Annotated in this window: 14 protein-coding genes; 11 read left to right on the top strand and 3 right to left on the bottom strand. The window is 65.5% G+C overall.

The features are described from left to right. Nucleotides 1-4 precede the first annotated feature (4 nt). The 3 genes from trpC to NA2_RS13440 are packed head-to-tail and all read right to left on the bottom strand — an operon-like array spanning nucleotide 5 to nucleotide 3,733. On the bottom strand, nucleotides 5-817 hold the full coding sequence (gene trpC / locus NA2_RS13450; protein WP_008597516.1) for an indole-3-glycerol phosphate synthase TrpC: 813 nt from the start codon (nucleotides 815-817) through the stop codon (nucleotides 5-7). Then, nucleotides 810-1,838: an anthranilate phosphoribosyltransferase gene (trpD, locus tag NA2_RS13445; RefSeq protein ID WP_008597515.1), complete on the bottom strand. Its 1,029-nt coding sequence runs from the start codon at nucleotides 1,836-1,838 to the stop codon at nucleotides 810-812. Before trpD ends, trpC begins: the two co-directional genes overlap by 8 nt. Nucleotides 1,839-1,846: 8 nt before the next feature. Next, on the bottom strand, nucleotides 1,847-3,733 hold the full coding sequence (locus tag NA2_RS13440) for a SurA N-terminal domain-containing protein (RefSeq protein ID WP_008597514.1): 1,887 nt from the start codon (nucleotides 3,731-3,733) through the stop codon (nucleotides 1,847-1,849). 208 nt (nucleotides 3,734-3,941) lie between these two features. Between NA2_RS13440 and tpiA the strand changes: the two genes are divergently transcribed. The 11 genes from tpiA to NA2_RS13385 all read left to right on the top strand — a co-directional run bounded on the left by tpiA (nucleotide 3,942) and on the right by NA2_RS13385 (nucleotide 16,089). Next, nucleotides 3,942-4,691, top strand: coding sequence for a triose-phosphate isomerase (gene tpiA, locus NA2_RS13435; RefSeq protein ID WP_008597513.1), 750 nt, complete (start codon nucleotides 3,942-3,944; stop codon nucleotides 4,689-4,691). A 424-nt stretch (nucleotides 4,692-5,115) separates the two neighbouring features. After that, entirely contained in the window at nucleotides 5,116-5,523 is a 408-nt protein-coding gene (gene secG / locus NA2_RS13430) for a preprotein translocase subunit SecG (RefSeq protein ID WP_008597512.1), read from the top strand. A 152-nt stretch (nucleotides 5,524-5,675) separates the two neighbouring features. Further along, nucleotides 5,676-7,304: a CTP synthase gene (locus NA2_RS13425; RefSeq protein ID WP_008597511.1), complete on the top strand. Its 1,629-nt coding sequence runs from the start codon at nucleotides 5,676-5,678 to the stop codon at nucleotides 7,302-7,304. Nucleotides 7,305-7,343: 39 nt separating this feature from the next. Next, complete coding sequence (locus tag NA2_RS13420; RefSeq protein ID WP_008597510.1) at nucleotides 7,344-8,384, top strand: endonuclease/exonuclease/phosphatase family protein; 1,041 nt, start codon at nucleotides 7,344-7,346, stop codon at nucleotides 8,382-8,384. A 40-nt stretch (nucleotides 8,385-8,424) separates the two neighbouring features. After that, nucleotides 8,425-9,330, top strand: a complete 906-nt coding sequence (locus tag NA2_RS13415) for a VOC family protein (RefSeq protein ID WP_040677834.1) — start codon at nucleotides 8,425-8,427, stop codon at nucleotides 9,328-9,330. Next, entirely contained in the window at nucleotides 9,327-10,157 is an 831-nt protein-coding gene (gene kdsA / locus NA2_RS13410) for a 3-deoxy-8-phosphooctulonate synthase (RefSeq protein ID WP_008597508.1), read from the top strand. Before NA2_RS13415 ends, kdsA begins: the two co-directional genes overlap by 4 nt. A gap of 245 nt (nucleotides 10,158-10,402) precedes the next feature. Next, nucleotides 10,403-11,677 (top strand): phosphopyruvate hydratase, encoded by a 1,275-nt coding sequence (eno, locus tag NA2_RS13405; protein ID WP_008597507.1) that lies wholly within the window; start codon nucleotides 10,403-10,405, stop codon nucleotides 11,675-11,677. 75 nt (nucleotides 11,678-11,752) lie between these two features. Then, nucleotides 11,753-12,073, top strand: a complete 321-nt coding sequence (locus NA2_RS13400) for an FtsB family cell division protein (RefSeq protein ID WP_040677831.1) — start codon at nucleotides 11,753-11,755, stop codon at nucleotides 12,071-12,073. Nucleotides 12,074-12,286: 213 nt separating this feature from the next. After that, nucleotides 12,287-13,348, top strand: a complete 1,062-nt coding sequence (pdhA, locus tag NA2_RS13395) for a pyruvate dehydrogenase (acetyl-transferring) E1 component subunit alpha (RefSeq protein WP_008597505.1) — start codon at nucleotides 12,287-12,289, stop codon at nucleotides 13,346-13,348. A 13-nt stretch (nucleotides 13,349-13,361) separates the two neighbouring features. Then, nucleotides 13,362-14,744 carry a pyruvate dehydrogenase complex E1 component subunit beta gene (locus tag NA2_RS13390; RefSeq protein WP_008597504.1) on the top strand — a complete coding sequence of 461 codons (1,383 nt, stop codon included), beginning with the start codon at nucleotides 13,362-13,364 and terminating at the stop codon, nucleotides 14,742-14,744. Between the two features lie 13 nt (nucleotides 14,745-14,757). Next, complete coding sequence (locus tag NA2_RS13385; protein ID WP_008597503.1) at nucleotides 14,758-16,089, top strand: pyruvate dehydrogenase complex dihydrolipoamide acetyltransferase; 1,332 nt, start codon at nucleotides 14,758-14,760, stop codon at nucleotides 16,087-16,089. Nucleotides 16,090-16,117 lie beyond the last annotated feature (28 nt).

Raw genomic sequence — 16,117 nt, 5'->3', positions numbered from 1 at the left:
GGCGTCAACCGGCCGCCTGCGCGGTGTCGAGGCCGAGCAGCGCCCGGGTCGCCGCCGCGACGTCCGCCTGCCGCATCAGGCTCTCGCCGACCAGAAAGGCCGTCATGCCCGAGCGCGCCAGGCGCTGGCAGTCCTCATTGGTGAAGATGCCGCTCTCGCCGATGACCATGCGGTCCTCGGGCACCCGCGGCGCCAGGCGCTCGCTGGTCTCGAGCGCGGTTTCAAATGTGCGCAGGTCGCGGTTGTTGATGCCGATCATCCGCGTCGAAAGCTCCAGGGCGCGCTCCAGCTCCGCCTCGTCATGGATCTCGACCAGCACGTCCATGCCAAGATCGAGCGCGGTATCCTCGAGCGCCTTCGCCTCGCTGTCCGTCACGCTCGCCATGATGATGAGGATGGCGTCGGCACCCCAGGCGCGCGCCTCGTAGACCTGGTAGGGCTCGAACAGGAAATCCTTGCGCAGCGCCGGAAGGCCGCACGCGTCGCGCGCCATGCCGAGATATTCCGGCGCGCCCTGGAACGAGGGCGTGTCGGTGAGCACGGACAGGCAGGTGGCGCCGCCCTCCTGATAGGCTTTCGCCAGCGCCGCCGGCTCGAAATCCTCGCGGATCAGCCCGCGCGACGGGCTGGCCTTCTTGATCTCGGCGATCAGCGCGAAGCGGCCGGCCGCCTTGGTCGTCCTGAGCGCCTGCGCGAAGCCGCGCGGCGGGGCGGCGTCGCGTGCCCTGGCTGCCAGCTCGGACAGCGGAAGCATTGCCTTGGCGGCCTCGATTTCGGCGCGCTTGTAGGCCTCGATGCGGCGCAGAATGTCAGTCATCGGGGCGGCTCCTGGCGTTGGACACGGCGATCAGCCGCTCAAGAGCAGCTTCGGCCTGGCCGCGGTCGATCGATTCGACGGCGAGCTTGACGCCGTCCTTCAGGGTTTTCGCGCGGCCGGCCACCACCAGGGCGGCGCCGGCGTTGAGGACGGCGATGTCGCGATAGGCGTTCTTCTCGCCCTTGAGGACCCCGCGCAGGGCGCGGGCGTTGTGGTCGGCGTCGCCGCCCTTCAGGTCGGCCATAGAAACGCGGCGCAGGCCGATCTCTTCCGGGGCGATCTCGAAATGGCGGATCTGTCCATCCTCGAGCGCGGCCACCTGGCTGACGCCGGCGGTGGTCATTTCGTCCAGACCGGCGCCATGGACCACCCAGACGGTTTCGGCGCCGAGCTGCTGAAGAACCTTGGCCAGCGGCGCGACCCATTCGGGCGCGAACACGCCGACGAGCTGGCGGCGAACGCCGGCGGGATTGGAGAGCGGGCCGAGCAGGTTGAAGATCGTGCGCGTGCCGAGTTCGACGCGCGAGGGGCCGACATGGCGCATCGCCGAATGATGCGCCGGGGCGAACATGAAGCCCAGCCCGGCCTCGGCGATGCAGGCGGCGATCTCCTTCGGTCCCAGTTCGATATTGATGCCAAGCGCCGCCAGCGTGTCGGCGGCGCCGGAACGGGAGGAGAGGGCGCGGTTGCCATGCTTGGCGACCGGAACGCCGGCCCCGGCGACGATGAAGGCGGCGCAGGTCGATACGTTGTAGGAGCCGGAAGCATCGCCGCCGGTGCCGACGATATCGACGGCGTCGTCGGGGGCCGCGACAGTCAACATCTTGTCGCGCATGGTGGCGACGGCGCCGGAAATCTCCTCGACGGTCTCGCCGCGCACGCGCAGCGCCATCAGGAAACCGCCGATCTGGCTCGGCGTCGCATCGCCCGACATGACGATGTCGAAGGCGTCGCGGGCCTCGTCGAATGTCAGCGACGCGCCGGAGGCGACCTTGGCGATATGGGCTTTGAAATCGCTCATCGCCGGGATCAGAAGCTCAGGGCTTCCTGCATGGCGGCGCGGTTGACCGTCACGGGATACTTGCCCTGCAGGCGCGCCACCATCTGGTCGAGCAGGTCGTCGGCGAGTGCTGCGCGAACGGCGTCCCGCTCGTTCTCGGGCACGCTTTCGGGGCTGGCGGATGCCGGCTCGAAGACTTCGGTCACCCGGAACAGGAACTGCCCGTCGCCGGCTGGATTGGCGAAGATGCCGGTGCCGTTGCGCGGCACGGAGAAGACGGCGGCGACACCCGACTGGCCGAGATCGGCGTCGTTAGCGGTGCGCCGGAGGCCGCGCTTGGTCTGCTTCTCCTGACCGATGGCCGTGGCGATCTCGTCGAGCGACTTGCCGTCCTTCAGTTCGCCGGCAAGTTCGGCGGCGCGTGTCGCAAGGCGCTGCACGGCCTCGGCCTGCGTCCAGTCGGCGGCCACCTTCTCGCGCACCTCGTCCAGCGTCCGGTCCCGCTCGGGCGTTATGCCTTCCACCTCGTAGAAGATGAAGCCGCTGCCGCCGAGGGAGAGCGGCGCGTTCTCGACGCCCGAATCCGTATCGAACACCTCGCGCAACAGCTCGGCCGATTGCGGCAGGTCGTTGACGATGGAGCCGTCCGGGCGCTGCGCATTGCGGTCGACGGCCTCGATGGTGCGCGGCGTCAACTTCAGGCGCTCCGCAGCCTCGGCCATGGTGGCACCGCCGGCGCGCGCATCCTCATAGGAATCGTGCACGTCGAGCAGGATGCGGCTTGCTTCCTCCAGCGCCAGATCCTGGCGGATCTCGTCTTCCACCTCGGCCAACGGCTGGACGACCTCCGGGGTGATCTGCGTGACATTCAGGATCACCGGACCAAAGGCGCCGTCGATCACGTCGCTGAACTGGTTCTCGTCCAGCGCGAAGGCGGCCTCGGCCAGCGCGCTGTCGGGGATTTCCGACCTGGCCAGCGTGCCGAGTTCGGTGTCCTGCGCCGTCTTGCCGGCCGCGGTCGCGACATCGGCGAAGCTCTTGCCGTCGAGCAGATCCTTCAGCGCGGAAGCGGCGGCATCCTTGTTCGCGAATACGATCTGTTCGATCGCGCGCTTTTCCGGCGTGGTGTAGCGGTCGCGCAGGTCCTCATAGGCCTTCTGCACCTGATCGGCGGAAATCGAAGACGGGTCCGCAATGTCGGACGGTTCGAGCTTCACATAGGTGAACTTGCGGTATTCCGGCGCGGCGTAGTCCGCCTTGCGCTCGTCGAACCAGGTCTGCAATGCGGCGTCTTCCGGCTGTTCGATCGGTTCGACTAGCGCGCGGGGCAGCGGCAGGTACTCCACGGTGCGGTCCTCGCCGCGGTAGAGCGCCATGTTCTTCAGCAATTCGTCGGGTACGGCGATGCCGTCCGTCGCGGCCTCGACGATCTGCTGACGGATCGCCACCTGCTCGCGGTTCTTCAGATAGTCTTCGGGGCGCATGCCGATCTGCCGCAGGACGAAATCGAACTGCTGGCGGTCGAAACGGCCATCGGCACCACGAAACGCGGGATCCTCGGCGGTGAGCTGGGCCAGCTTGTCGCTCGACAGGCCGAGGCCGAGCTGGCGGGCTTCCTCGTCGAGCAGCACGCCGGCGGCCAGCTGCTGCATCACCTGGTCGTCGAGGCCGAAGGCGACCGCCTGTTCGCGCGTGACGCGCGTGCCGAGGCGCTGCGACAGCGCATTGATCTGCCGGTCGTAGGCGAGACGGAAATCAAGCATGGAAACGGACGCGTCGCCGGCCGTCAGCACGCTGCGCGACTGGTCGTTGAGAATTTGCCCGGAAATACCCCAGACCGCGAAGCTGACGACAAGCAGGCCAAGCAGCAGCTTGGCGATCCAGGTGGAAGCGGCTTTTCTGAGACTGTCGAGCATGGCGGTTCCGGTATTCCTCGATGAATTCTTCGATGCTTTTCCCCACACAGCGCAATAGCGCCCCTGACGCCCAGTGTCGATAGTCCTGTGCCATAGTCCTGTGCCATGTCGGTTGTCGGGAGCCGCGCCGCCGCCGGCGCGCCGATTGCTTTGTCACGGGTTTTTGCTACGAGGGGGCAGCGCAAATGGAACAGCAAGGAAAAGCCCCATGACGCCTGGTATTCGTCCTCTCATCGCCGGCAACTGGAAAATGAACGGCACGGGCGCCGCTCTGGTGGAACTGACTGCCATGACCGCCGGCGACTTCGCCGCATGCGAGGCGCTCATCTGCGTGCCGGCCACGCTGCTGACGCGGGCGAAGGGCGCGCTCGAAGGCAGCGCGGTGCAGCTCGGCGGGCAGGATTGCCATGCGCAGGCCTCAGGCGCCCATACGGGCGATGTTTCTGCGGAAATGCTGGCCGATGCCGGCGCAAGCCACGTCATCGTCGGCCATTCGGAGCGGCGCACCGATCACGGCGAGACCGATGCCATCGTGGCCGCCAAGGCGGAAGCGGCCTGGCGTGCGGGCCTGACGGCGGTGATCTGCATCGGCGAGACGAAGGACGAGCGCGAAGGCGGCGAGACCTTGGCGGTGCTGTCACGCCAGATTGCCGGTTCCGTGCCGAAGGCGGCGAAAGCAGCGGGCACCGTGATCGCCTATGAGCCGGTATGGGCCATCGGCACCGGGCTGACCCCGACTGTCGGCGATGTCGCGGAGGCGCACGCGCATATCCGCGCGGAGCTGACAGCGCTTTTGGGCGCCGAGGCCGGGTCGATGCGCATTCTCTATGGCGGTTCGGTAAAGCCGTCCAACGCCGCCGAACTCCTGTCCGTCGCCCATGTGGACGGCGCGCTGGTGGGCGGGGCGAGCCTGAAGGCCGCCGACTTCCTCGGCATCGTCGCCGGCTGCCCTGCCTGAAGCTTCCGTTTCGCGGCGGACGATCTACGTCATTGATGGAGCATCGGAGTAACCGAAAACCGGTTTCCACTTTTCGGTCCGATGCATTAAATCGCCGTGCGTCCTTTCGGACGCACAAAGGACGATCTAAATCATTGATGGAGCATCGGAGTAACCGAAAACCGGTTTCCACTTTTCGGTCCGATGCTCTGATGGACTTGCGCCCGCCGTTCCACAACCTATTTTCTGTGGATCGGCCTGGCGGGGCGCCGCCGGGCCGGGGAATCCGGGTGTTTTCGTTCTTCCGCGGCGCAAGCGGCGCTCCTCCTGCGGAAAGAAGCGTCGCATCGGTCTTGGAAAAGCGGCGAAAGCCGTGTAATGAGCCGCGTCCGCATCTTGGCGGGCGCATCGAGCCGGAGAGCCGGCCGGAAAGCCGGAAGATAACATGCAGACCGTCATCATCGTCATTCATCTGATCGTCGTGGTCGCGCTGGTCGGCGTGGTCCTCATGCAGCGCTCCGAAGGGGGCGGGCTCGGCGTCGGCGGCGGTTCCGGTTTCATGTCGGCGCGCGGCGCGGCCAATGCGCTGACCCGCACGACCGCCATTCTGGCCGCGGCATTCTTCGCCACCTCGCTGGCGCTCTCGCTGATCGCCCGCTACGGCGCGAGCCCGACCGACATTCTGGACCGCATTCCCGCAGGCAGCCAGCAGACGCAGGGCGGCTCTGGCGTTCTCGACCAGCTCGGCGGCAGCGGTGCTTCGACCCCGGGTGAGGTGCCGACCACCGATGGCGCCCAGCCGGCGTCGGCCGGCGAGGGCAACGCCGAAGACCAGGTGCCGACAGGCCAGTAATCCTCTGTTTTTGCCGGGTGTTGCGACCGCCTTCGCGGGGGCGGTGGCATTCGGCTGGCGGAAACGGTGTTCGCCGGGAGACGCAAAAAGATTTGCGGCTTCCTGATTTTTTGCTGGCGGAATCGCCTGCGTACGGTTAAGCGATGAGTCCCATGGCGCGATATGTATTCATAACTGGCGGCGTGGTCTCCTCCCTCGGAAAAGGCATAGCGGCAGCAGCCCTTGGCGCGCTGCTCCAGGCCCGTGGGTACCGCGTTCGCATCCGCAAGCTCGATCCCTATCTGAACGTTGATCCGGGCACGATGTCGCCCTATCAGCACGGCGAGGTTTTCGTCACCGACGACGGGGCGGAGACGGATCTGGATCTTGGCCATTACGAGCGTTTCACCGGTCGCTCGGCCAACAAGCAGGACAACATCACCACCGGCCGCATCTACCAGAACATCATCGAGAAGGAGCGGCGCGGCGACTATCTGGGCGCAACGGTCCAGGTGATTCCGCACGTCACCGACGAGATCAAGCAGTTCGTGCTTGAGGGGAATGACGACTACGATTTCGTGTTATGCGAGATCGGCGGCACGGTCGGCGACATCGAGGCGATGCCGTTCCTCGAGGCGATCCGCCAGCTGGGCAACGAGTTGCCGCGCGGCAACGCAGTCTATGTCCATCTGACGCTGATGCCGTGGATCCCGGCCGCCGGCGAATTGAAGACCAAGCCGACCCAGCACTCGGTCAAGGAACTGCGCTCGATCGGCATCGCGCCGGACATTCTCCTGGTGCGCGCGGACCGGGAAATCCCGGCGGAGGAGCGCCGCAAGCTGTCGCTGTTCTGCAATGTGCGCGAATCGGCGGTCATCCAGGCGCTCGACGTGGCGCATATCTACGACGTGCCGATGGCCTATCATCACGAGGGGCTCGATTCGGAAGTGCTGGCTGCCTTCGGCATCGACCCGGCGCCGAAGCCGCGCATGGAACGCTGGCAGGAAGTCGCCGACCGGATCCACAATCCCGAAGGCCAGGTCACCATCGCCGTCGTGGGCAAGTACACGGGCCTCAAGGATGCCTACAAGTCGCTGATCGAGGCGCTATCGCATGGCGGCATGGCGAACCGCGTTCGCGTCAAGCTCGAATGGATCGAAGCGGAGATCTTCGAGAAGGAAGACCCCGCGCCCTGGCTTGAGAAGGTGCACGGCATCCTGGTGCCGGGTGGTTTTGGCGAGCGTGGCGCGGAAGGCAAGATCCTGGCGGCGAAATTCGCCCGCGAGCGCAAGGTTCCGTATTTCGGCATCTGTTTCGGCATGCAGATGGCCTGCATCGAGGCGGCGCGTTCGCTGGCCGGCATCGAGAACGCGTCCTCGACGGAGTTCGGCCCGACGAAGGAGCCCATCGTCGGCCTGATGACCGAATGGCTGAAGGGCAACATGCTGGAGAAGCGGACGGCGTCCGGCGATCTGGGCGGCACCATGCGCCTCGGCGCCTATGATGCCAAGCTGACGCATGGGACGAAGATCGCCGAGATCTACGGCAGCGAGGACATTTCCGAGCGCCATCGCCATCGCTACGAGGTCAATATCGGCTATCGCGAGACGCTGGAGAAATGCGGCCTCGTCTTCGCCGGCCTGTCGCCGGACGGCGTGCTTCCGGAAACCGTCGAATATCCGGACCATCCCTGGTTCATCGGTGTGCAGTATCATCCCGAGCTGAAGAGCAAGCCGTTCGAGCCGCACCCGCTGTTCGCCTCGTTCATCGGCGCTGCCATGGAACAGTCGCGCCTCGTGTGATAGGTTTTTCCCGCTTGCGCTCAGGCGGGGGAAAAGGCTGTGGCGACGCCGCTCGACGTTCTTTTCGACGATCCCGAGAATCAGCCCGAGGACGGTGCGGTTCCGCAGTCCGTTCTCGATGAGATGCGTGCCTTCTCCGCCTATCTGGACCAGACGGTGCCGCCAAAGCGCGCCATCGACCGCAACATCCTCATCGCCACCTGGAACATCGCCCATTTCCGCTCGCTGACGCGCAAATGGTCCGTTCCCCTCAGCTCCGACGACAGCCCCAAGCGCGACTACCGCTCGCTGTGGGCAATCACCGAGATCCTGTCGCGCTTCGATGTGATCGCCGTGCAGGAGGTGGGGGAGGATTTTGGCGCGCTGCGCTCGGCGATGAAGGTGCTCGGCCCGAACTGGAGCTTTCTGATGACCGACCGCAATGCGGGCGTCGGCGGCAATGACGAGCACATGGCCTATCTGTTCGACACGACGCGCGTCGCGCTTTCGGGCCTCGCCGGCGAGCTGGTCGTGCCCGACGAGGCGGAGGAATTCGGCTTCGATGCCGGGAGCTTCAAGAAGCAGTTCGCGCGCAATCCCTATGCCGTGTCGTTCCGCACGCGCGACACGACCTTCATCCTGGTGACGACGCATATCGACTATGGCGACGTGGACAAGGAACGCCTGCCGGAACTGCGCGGCATTGCCCGCTGGATGCAGAGCTGGGCGGCGCGCGAGCGTCGCTGGCACCACAATCTGATCGTGCTCGGCGACTTCAATCTCGAACGCACCGGCAACAGGCTCTACGAGGCCTTTGTCGAAACGGGTCTCGAAGTGCCCTTCGTCCTGCAGAGCCATCCGCGCACCATCTATGCGCGGGCGTCGGAACCGGAGAAGGCGAGCTATCACGACCAGATCGCCTGGTTCTCCAAGGGTAACGCCGCCCTGATCGGCCTGGAACTGACGGATGGCGGCATCGTTGAAATCTGGGGGCGGCTTCTGAACGATCTCGGTCTCACGAAACGTAATTTCGCGTTCCGCATTTCCGATCACCACCCGCTGTGGGTGGAGTTCCGCCTGCCGCAGGATGTGACTGGCTGACACGCTTGCATTGCGGCGGCGCATCGGGCACATGCGAGGCATGGCTTCCAGCAACGAAGCGCCGCCGGCGCGCAGGCTCGATCATTGCGTTCTGCCGACCGCCGGTCTGGCGGAAGCGCGGGGCCGGCTGACGGCGCTCGGCTTCACCGTCGCTCCCGATGCGGCGCATCCCTTCGGCACCGGCAATTGCTGCGTCTTCTTCTCAGACGGCGCCTATCTGGAGCCGCTGGCGGTCCTCGATGCGGCTGCCGCCCGGGCGGCGATCGACGGCGGAAACGTGTTCGTCGCTCGCGATGCCGCCTTCCGCGCGGCGGCGGGCGAAGAGGGTTTCTCCGCCGTGGTTCTGGGCACGACGGATGCCGCCGCCGACCATGCCCGTTTCGTCGCCGGCGGCATCTCGGCGGGGCCGCTGCTCTCTTTCTCGCGGCCCTTCGTCGATGCGGCGGGAGCGGAGGCTGTCGCGTCGTTCAGGCTCGCCTTTGCCGTGCCGGCCATGGGGGGCGACCGGTTCTTCTTCACCTGCGAGCGGGTCAATGCGCCGAAGGTCGACCGCGCCGCGCTGGAGCGGCACGCCAACGGGGTGTCCGGAATCGCCCGCATTGTCGCCGTGGCGGCGCGTCCGGAAGGCGAGCGCGCTTTCCTCGAACTTTTTAGCGGGCGGGAACCGGCTTCGGTTGGGGCAGGCGGCATCTCGCTTCCGCTTGCCGGTTCCGGCCTGTCCCTGATGACGTCTGTATCGTTTTCCGCCTTATATGGCGTCGAGCCTTCCGGCGCGGCGGCGCCACTGGATTTCGCCGCCATCGTCTTCCGCGTTCCGGCTTTCGCCGCGCTGCGGTCGCAGTTGGCGGCCAATCGTGTCGCGTTTTCCGAACATGGCGGGCGCATCGTCGTTCCGCCGGCCGCAGGGCAGGGCGCCCTGTCCATTTTCGAGGAGTTTACCGCATGAAGCCCAATCCACGCGTCGCCATCGGCGAATCCGTCTTCGCCAATGATGCGCCGCTGGCGTTGATCGCCGGTCCCTGCCAGCTCGAATCGCGCGATCACGCCTTCGACATGGCTGGCGCGCTGAAGGAGCTGACCGCGAAGCTCGGTCTCGGCTTCGTCTACAAGACCAGCTTCGACAAGGCCAACCGCACCTCGCTTTCGGGCAAGCGCGGCGCCGGCCTCGAAAAGGCGCTGCCGATCTTCGCCGACCTGCGCAAGGAACTGGGCATAACGATCCTCACGGATGTGCATACGGAGGACCAGTGCCGCACCGTCGCGGATGTGGTCGACGTGCTGCAGATCCCGGCGTTCCTGTGCCGGCAGACCGATCTTCTCATCGCCGCCGCGGCGACCGGCAAGGTGGTCAACGTCAAGAAGGGGCAGTTCCTCGCGCCTTGGGACATGAAGAACGTCATCGCCAAGGTGACCGATTCCGGCAATCCGAACGTGCTGTTGACCGAACGGGGCACCTCGTTCGGCTACAACACGCTGGTTTCCGACATGCGCGGCCTGCCGCAGATGGCCGAGATGGGCGCGCCGGTCATCTTCGACGCGACCCATTCCGTGCAACAGCCGGGCGGGCAGGGCGGCTCGACCGGCGGCGAGCGCCGCTTCGTGGAAACCCTGGCGCGCGCGGCGGTGGCGGTCGGTGTCGCCGGCGTCTTCATCGAGACGCATGAGGATCCGGACAACGCGCCTTCGGACGGGCCGAACATGGTGCCGCTCAAGGACCTGCCCGCGCTGCTCGAACGGCTGATGGCGTTCGACCGGGTGGCGAAGGGGGCGTGAGCGGGAGATCGGCCGGTCAGGCATGGGCCTTTGGGTCAAGCCCGAGGATGACGAATGGCAGGACAGCCGCATCGATCGCCTATGCCGGCGGTTCGCATCATTCGTCATATCCGACCTCCGAGCCGGGCATCCATGCCGGAACGGCAATCATCGCTCCCGCCCACCGTCATTGTCTTTTGCAAGGTTTTCGCTAAGACAGGCGCTGACAATCCCTCCAGCCCAACTCCAGACCAGAGAGAGCCAACATGACCGCCATTATCGACATCGTCGGACGCGAAATTCTCGACAGCCGTGGCAACCCGACCGTCGAGGTCGATGTGGTTCTGGAAGACGGCTCGATGGGCCGCGCCGCCGTGCCATCGGGCGCCTCGACGGGCGCGCATGAGGCGGTCGAGCTGCGCGACGGCGGCAAGCGCTATCTCGGCAAGGGCGTCGAAGACGCGGTGGATGCGGTGAACGGCGAGATTTTCGAGGCGCTGAGCGGTCTCGACGCGGAAAACCAGATCCAGATCGACCGCGCCATGATCGCGCTCGACGGCACGCCGAACAAGAGCCGGCTCGGCGCCAACGCCATTCTCGGCGTTTCGCTTGCCGTCGCCAAGGCCTCCGCCGAGGCGGCCGGCCTGCCGCTCTACCGCTATGTGGGCGGGGCCTCGGCGCATGTGCTGCCCGTGCCGATGATGAACATCGTCAATGGTGGCGCGCATGCCGACAACCCGATCGACTTCCAGGAATTCATGGTCATGCCGGTCGGCGCGCCGACGCTGCGCGAGGCCGTGCGCTGGGGATCGGAAATCTTCCACACGCTGAAGGCGGGCCTCAAGGCGGCCGGCCACAACACAAATGTCGGCGACGAGGGCGGCTTCGCGCCGAACCTGAAGAGCGCCGAGGCGGCGCTGGACTTTGTTCTCGCCTCGATCGAGAAGGCCGGCTACAAGCCGGGCGAGGAAGTGGCGATCGCGCTCGACTGCGCGGCGACCGAGTTCTTCAAGGACGGCAAGTATGTCTATGAGGGCGAGGGGCAGACGCGCGACGGCAAGGCGCAGGCCGAGTATCTCGCCAAGCTCGTTGGCAATTACCCGATCATCTCCATCGAAGACGGCATGTCGGAAGACGATTTCGAGGGCTGGAAGATCCTCACCGACCTGGTGGGGGCCAAGGCGCAGCTCGTCGGCGATGATCTGTTCGTGACCAACTCCGCCCGCCTCCGGGACGGCATCAAGATGGGCGTCGGCAATTCGATCCTCGTCAAAGTCAACCAGATTGGCACGCTGACCGAGACGCTGGATGCGGTCGAGACCGCGCACAAGGCCGGCTACACGGCGGTGATGTCGCATCGTTCCGGAGAGACCGAGGATTCGACGATCTCCGATCTCGCCGTCGCCACCAATTGCGGGCAGATCAAGACCGGCTCGCTGGCGCGTTCCGACCGGACGGCGAAGTACAACCAGCTGATCCGCATCGAGGAGGAGCTTGGGGCTCAGGCGCAGTATGCCGGCAGGTCGATCCTGCGCGGATGAAGCCGCGGGTGACCCGACGGAAATAACGGTCCATTAAACAACATATGTTCACATGCGGAAGAAGGGTTTTTCCGCATGTGGACACGTCATCACAAACGCCGCAACACAGGCCGATTGATCGTGCCGGTGATCACCGGTCTGTTTCTCGCCTATTTCGGCTTCCACGCCTATCACGGCGAATACGGCATCTATTCCAAATATCAGCTCGATGCGCGTATCGCGGAAGCGCAGGCGCGGCTCGACGCCCTGACCGCCACGCGGGAGAAGCTGGAGGCGCGCGTCGCGCTTCTTAAGGACGGTTCGATCGAGAAGGACATGCTCGACGAGCAGGCCCGAAGGGCGCTTAATCTTGCCCGCGCCAATGAGGTGGTGATCCTGCTGGATGACCCGCGCTAGATTAACTGAAATCAAGTTAATCGTATAGAAATCGAATAAATCCATAATCTTAGCTGCATGGCAGCTATGCGAAATTCGGATGGCCGAATAAGCCGGCTCGTGTTAGCTTCTCTGATTATAAGCGGGAGGTGACGGGAGGCACGCAGCGCGATCTTCAAGCTGCACACTGCCGTAACCCAAATTCCCCGAAAATTTCAGCTAGGGAGTTGAGGCATGGCGCGCGCCGCAAGCAAAACCACTGCGACGAAGGCACGGCCGGCGAAGAAACCGTCGGCAGGAGGCGCCGTTCAGGCGCCGAAATCCCCACCACCGGAGAATTTCGACAAGGAGCAGGAACTCGCCGCCTATCGCGAGATGCTGCTGATACGCCGCTTCGAGGAGAAGGCCGGCCAGCTCTACGGCATGGGCCTGATCGGCGGCTTCTGCCACCTCTATATCGGTCAGGAAGCCGTGGTGGTCGGCATGCAGATGGCGCTCAAGGAGGGCGACCAGGTCATCACCGGCTACCGCGACCACGGCCACATGCTGGCGGCCGGGATGGAAGCGCGCGGCGTGATGGCGGAGCTGACCGGACGCCGCAGCGGCTATTCGCGCGGCAAGGGCGGCTCGATGCACATGTTCTCCAAGGAGAAGAATTTTTATGGCGGTCATGGCATCGTCGGCGCGCAGGTGCCGCTCGGCACGGGCCTTGCCTTCGCCAACCGCTATCGCGGCAACGACAATGTCTCGCTGACCTATTTCGGCGATGGCGCGGCCAATCAGGGCCAGGTCTACGAGAGCTTCAACATGGCGTCGCTGTGGAAGCTCCCCGTGGTCTACATCATCGAGAACAACCGCTACGCCATGGGCACGGCGGTGGCGCGTTCCTCCGCCGAGACCGACTTCTCGCATCGCGGCCTGTCCTTCAAGATCCCCGGCATCCAGGTCGACGGCATGGATGTGCGCGCGGTGAAGGCCGCCGGCGATCTGGCGGTCGAATGGTGCCGCTCGGGCAAGGGGCCGATCATCCTGGAAATGCAGACCTACCGCTATCGCGGGCATTCCATGTCCGATCCGGCCAAGTACCGGACGAAGGATGAAGTCCAGAAGATGCGTTCTGAGCATGACCCCATCGAGCAGGTGAAGCAGCGCCTCCTGGCCAAGAAATGGGCCGACGAGGATGCGTTGAAGGTGATCGATAAGGAGGTGCGCGACATCGTCGGCGATTCGGCCGATTTCGCGCAGGCCGATCCGGAGCCGGATGTGTCCGAACTCTACACCGATATTTTGCTCTGAGGGGAAAGCCGACATGCCAGTAGAAATTCTCATGCCCGCGCTCTCGCCGACGATGGAAGAGGGCAATCTGTCGAAATGGCTCAAGAAGGAGGGTGACAGCGTCGCCCCCGGCGACGTCATCGCCGAGATCGAGACCGACAAGGCGACCATGGAAGTGGAAGCCGTCGATGAAGGAACCATCGGAAAGCTGCTGATCTCCGAGGGAACCGAGGGCGTCAAGGTGAACACGCCGATCGCGCTTCTGCTCGCGGACGGCGAGACCGATGCCGATCTCACCAAGGGGGCGGCGAAGCCGGCCGCCGAAGTGCCCGCCGCTTCCGAGGCGGAGGCTCCGAAGGCCGAGACCGCCAAGGTGCCGGCCGCGCCGAAGGTGGAGGCCACCGCCGACCCGGACATTCCCGAGGGCACCGAGATGGTGTCGACCACGGTGCGCGAGGCGCTTCGTGACGCGATGGCCGAGGAGATGCGCAGCGACGAGAGCGTTTTCGTCATGGGCGAGGAGGTGGCCGAGTATCAGGGCGCCTACAAGGTGACCCAGGGCCTGCTGCAGGAATTCGGCGACAAGCGCGTCGTCGATACGCCGATCACCGAGCACGGCTTTGCCGGCATCGGCGTCGGCGCGGCGTTTGCCGGCCTGAAGCCGATCGTCGAATTCATGACGTTCAACTTCGCCATGCAGGCGATCGACCAGATCGTCAATTCGGCGGCGAAGACCCTGTACATGGCCGGCGGCCAGATGGGCGCGCCCGTCGTCTTCCGCGGACCGAACGGCGCGGCTGCCCGCGTCGCCGCGCAGCATTCGCAGTGCTACGCCGCCTGGTACGGCCACATTCCGGGTCTCAAGGTGGTGATGCCCTACACGGCAGCGGACGCGAAGGGCCTGCTCAAGGCGGCGATCCGCGATCCGAACCCGGTCATCTTCCTCGAGAACGAGATTCTCTACGGCCAGAGTTTCGACGTGCCGAAGCTCGACGATTTCGTGCTGCCGATCGGCAAGGCGCGCATTCACAAACAGGGCAAGGACGCCACCATCGTCTCCTTCGGCATCGGCATGACCTATGCGGTCAAGGCGGCCGAGGAACTGGCGGGCGCCGGCATCGACGTGGAGGTGATCGACCTGCGCACCATCCGGCCGATGGACCTCGACACGGTGATCGAGTCCGTCAAGAAGACCAACCGGCTGGTGACGGTCGAGGAAGGGTTCCCGCAATCCTCCGTTGGCGCGCATATCGCCAGCCAGGTGATGCAGCGGGCCTTCGACCATCTCGATGCGCCGGTCATCACGGTCGCCGGCAAGGATGTGCCGATGCCCTATGCCGCCAATCTGGAGAAGCTGGCGCTTCCCAACGTGGCGGAAGTCGTCGAGGCGGTGAAGGCCGTCACCTATCGGACCTGAGCGGGAGGACATCATGCCGATCCAAATCACCATGCCCGCCCTCTCGCCGACCATGGAGGAGGGCAACCTCGCCAAATGGCTGGTCAAGGAAGGCGACAGCGTCGCGCCGGGCGATGTCATCGCCGAGATCGAGACCGACAAGGCGACCATGGAAGTGGAAGCCGTCGACGAGGGCACCGTCGCCAAGCTGGTCGTGCCGGCCGGCACTGAAGGCGTGAAGGTCAACGCGCTGATCGCCGTGCTCGCCGCCGAAGGCGAGGATGTGGGCGATGCGGCGAAGGCCGCCGCCAATGGCGGCGCTGCTGCCGAGAAGCCGGCCGCCGCGCCGCAGCAGGAGGCGAAGGCCAGCCCGGTCAACAATGACGGCCCGGGCACGGAGCCGACGCCCAAGCCTTCTGGCGGATCGGGCGAGCGCGTCTTCGCCTCGCCGCTTGCACGCCGCCTGGCGAAGGACGCCGGACTTGATCTCGCCGGCGTGTCCGGTTCGGGACCGAAGGGGCGGATCGTCAAGGCCGACATCGAGGCCGCGGCGAAGGGTGGGGGAGCGGCAAAGGCCACGACGCCTGCCGCCGGCGCCCCCGCATCGGTCAAGCCGATGTCCGACGAGGCCGTGCTAAAGCTGTTCGAGGAAGGCTCCTACGAGCTGGTGCCGCATGACGGCATGCGCAAGACCATCGCCCGCCGTCTCGTCGAGGCGAAGTCCACCATTCCGCATTTCTACCTGACGCTCGACTGCGAGATCGACGCGCTGCTGACCCTGCGCAAGCAGCTCAACGATGCGGCGCCGGTGATCAAGGGCGAGGGCGGCGACAAGCCGGCCTACAAGCTCTCGGTCAACGACATGATCATCAAGGCGATGGCCAAGGCGCTGATGGCGGTTCCCGACGCGAACGTCTCGTGGACGGAGAGCGCCATGGTGAAGCACAGCCACGCCGATGTGGGCGTTGCGGTGTCGATCCCGGGCGGCCTGATCACGCCGATCGTGCGCCGCGCCGATGAAAAAACCCTGTCGGTCATCTCCAACGAGATGAAGGACTTGGCGGCAAGGGCACGCAACCGCAAACTGAAGCCCGAGGAATACCAGGGCGGTACGACGGCGGTGTCCAATCTCGGCATGTTCGGGATCAAGGATTTCGCCGCCGTCATCAACCCGCCGCATGCGACGATCCTTGCGGTCGGCGCCGGCGAGCAGCGGGCGGTTGTGAAGGATGGCGCGGTGGTGGCCGCCACCATCATGTCGGTGACGCTGTCTACGGATCACCGGGCGGTGGACGGCGCGCTCGGCGCCGAGCTGCTGGCCGCCTTCAAGCAGGTGATCGAGAATCCGTTCGCCATGCTGGTGTAGACGGGGACAGGCGATGGTTCCGGGAACG

The sequence above is a fragment of the Nitratireductor pacificus pht-3B genome, assembly GCF_000300335.1.
In the GTDB taxonomy this organism is placed as follows: Bacteria; Pseudomonadota; Alphaproteobacteria; order Rhizobiales; family Rhizobiaceae; genus Nitratireductor; species Nitratireductor pacificus.
The sequence above is the reverse complement of the archived record's forward strand: the minus strand, read 5'-3'. Positions and strand labels throughout refer to the sequence as shown.

What these genes read in the sequence shown, in the direction of transcription:
- NA2_RS13425 (WP_008597511.1), top strand. Translation starts at nt 5,676, where the DNA reads ATGGCGCGATATGTATTCATAACTGGCGGCGTGGTCTCCTCCCTCGGA.
- NA2_RS13440 (WP_008597514.1), bottom strand. Translation starts at nt 3,733, where the DNA reads ATGCTCGACAGTCTCAGAAAAGCCGCTTCCACCTGGATCGCCAAGCTG.
- NA2_RS13390 (WP_008597504.1), top strand. Translation starts at nt 13,362, where the DNA reads ATGCCAGTAGAAATTCTCATGCCCGCGCTCTCGCCGACGATGGAAGAG.
- trpC (WP_008597516.1), bottom strand. Translation starts at nt 817, where the DNA reads ATGACTGACATTCTGCGCCGCATCGAGGCCTACAAGCGCGCCGAAATC.
- tpiA (WP_008597513.1), top strand. Translation starts at nt 3,942, where the DNA reads ATGACGCCTGGTATTCGTCCTCTCATCGCCGGCAACTGGAAAATGAAC.
- NA2_RS13400 (WP_040677831.1), top strand. Translation starts at nt 11,753, where the DNA reads ATGTGGACACGTCATCACAAACGCCGCAACACAGGCCGATTGATCGTG.
- NA2_RS13385 (WP_008597503.1), top strand. Translation starts at nt 14,758, where the DNA reads ATGCCGATCCAAATCACCATGCCCGCCCTCTCGCCGACCATGGAGGAG.
- secG (WP_008597512.1), top strand. Translation starts at nt 5,116, where the DNA reads ATGCAGACCGTCATCATCGTCATTCATCTGATCGTCGTGGTCGCGCTG.
- kdsA (WP_008597508.1), top strand. Translation starts at nt 9,327, where the DNA reads ATGAAGCCCAATCCACGCGTCGCCATCGGCGAATCCGTCTTCGCCAAT.
- pdhA (WP_008597505.1), top strand. Translation starts at nt 12,287, where the DNA reads ATGGCGCGCGCCGCAAGCAAAACCACTGCGACGAAGGCACGGCCGGCG.
- NA2_RS13415 (WP_040677834.1), top strand. Translation starts at nt 8,425, where the DNA reads ATGGCTTCCAGCAACGAAGCGCCGCCGGCGCGCAGGCTCGATCATTGC.
- eno (WP_008597507.1), top strand. Translation starts at nt 10,403, where the DNA reads ATGACCGCCATTATCGACATCGTCGGACGCGAAATTCTCGACAGCCGT.
- trpD (WP_008597515.1), bottom strand. Translation starts at nt 1,838, where the DNA reads ATGAGCGATTTCAAAGCCCATATCGCCAAGGTCGCCTCCGGCGCGTCG.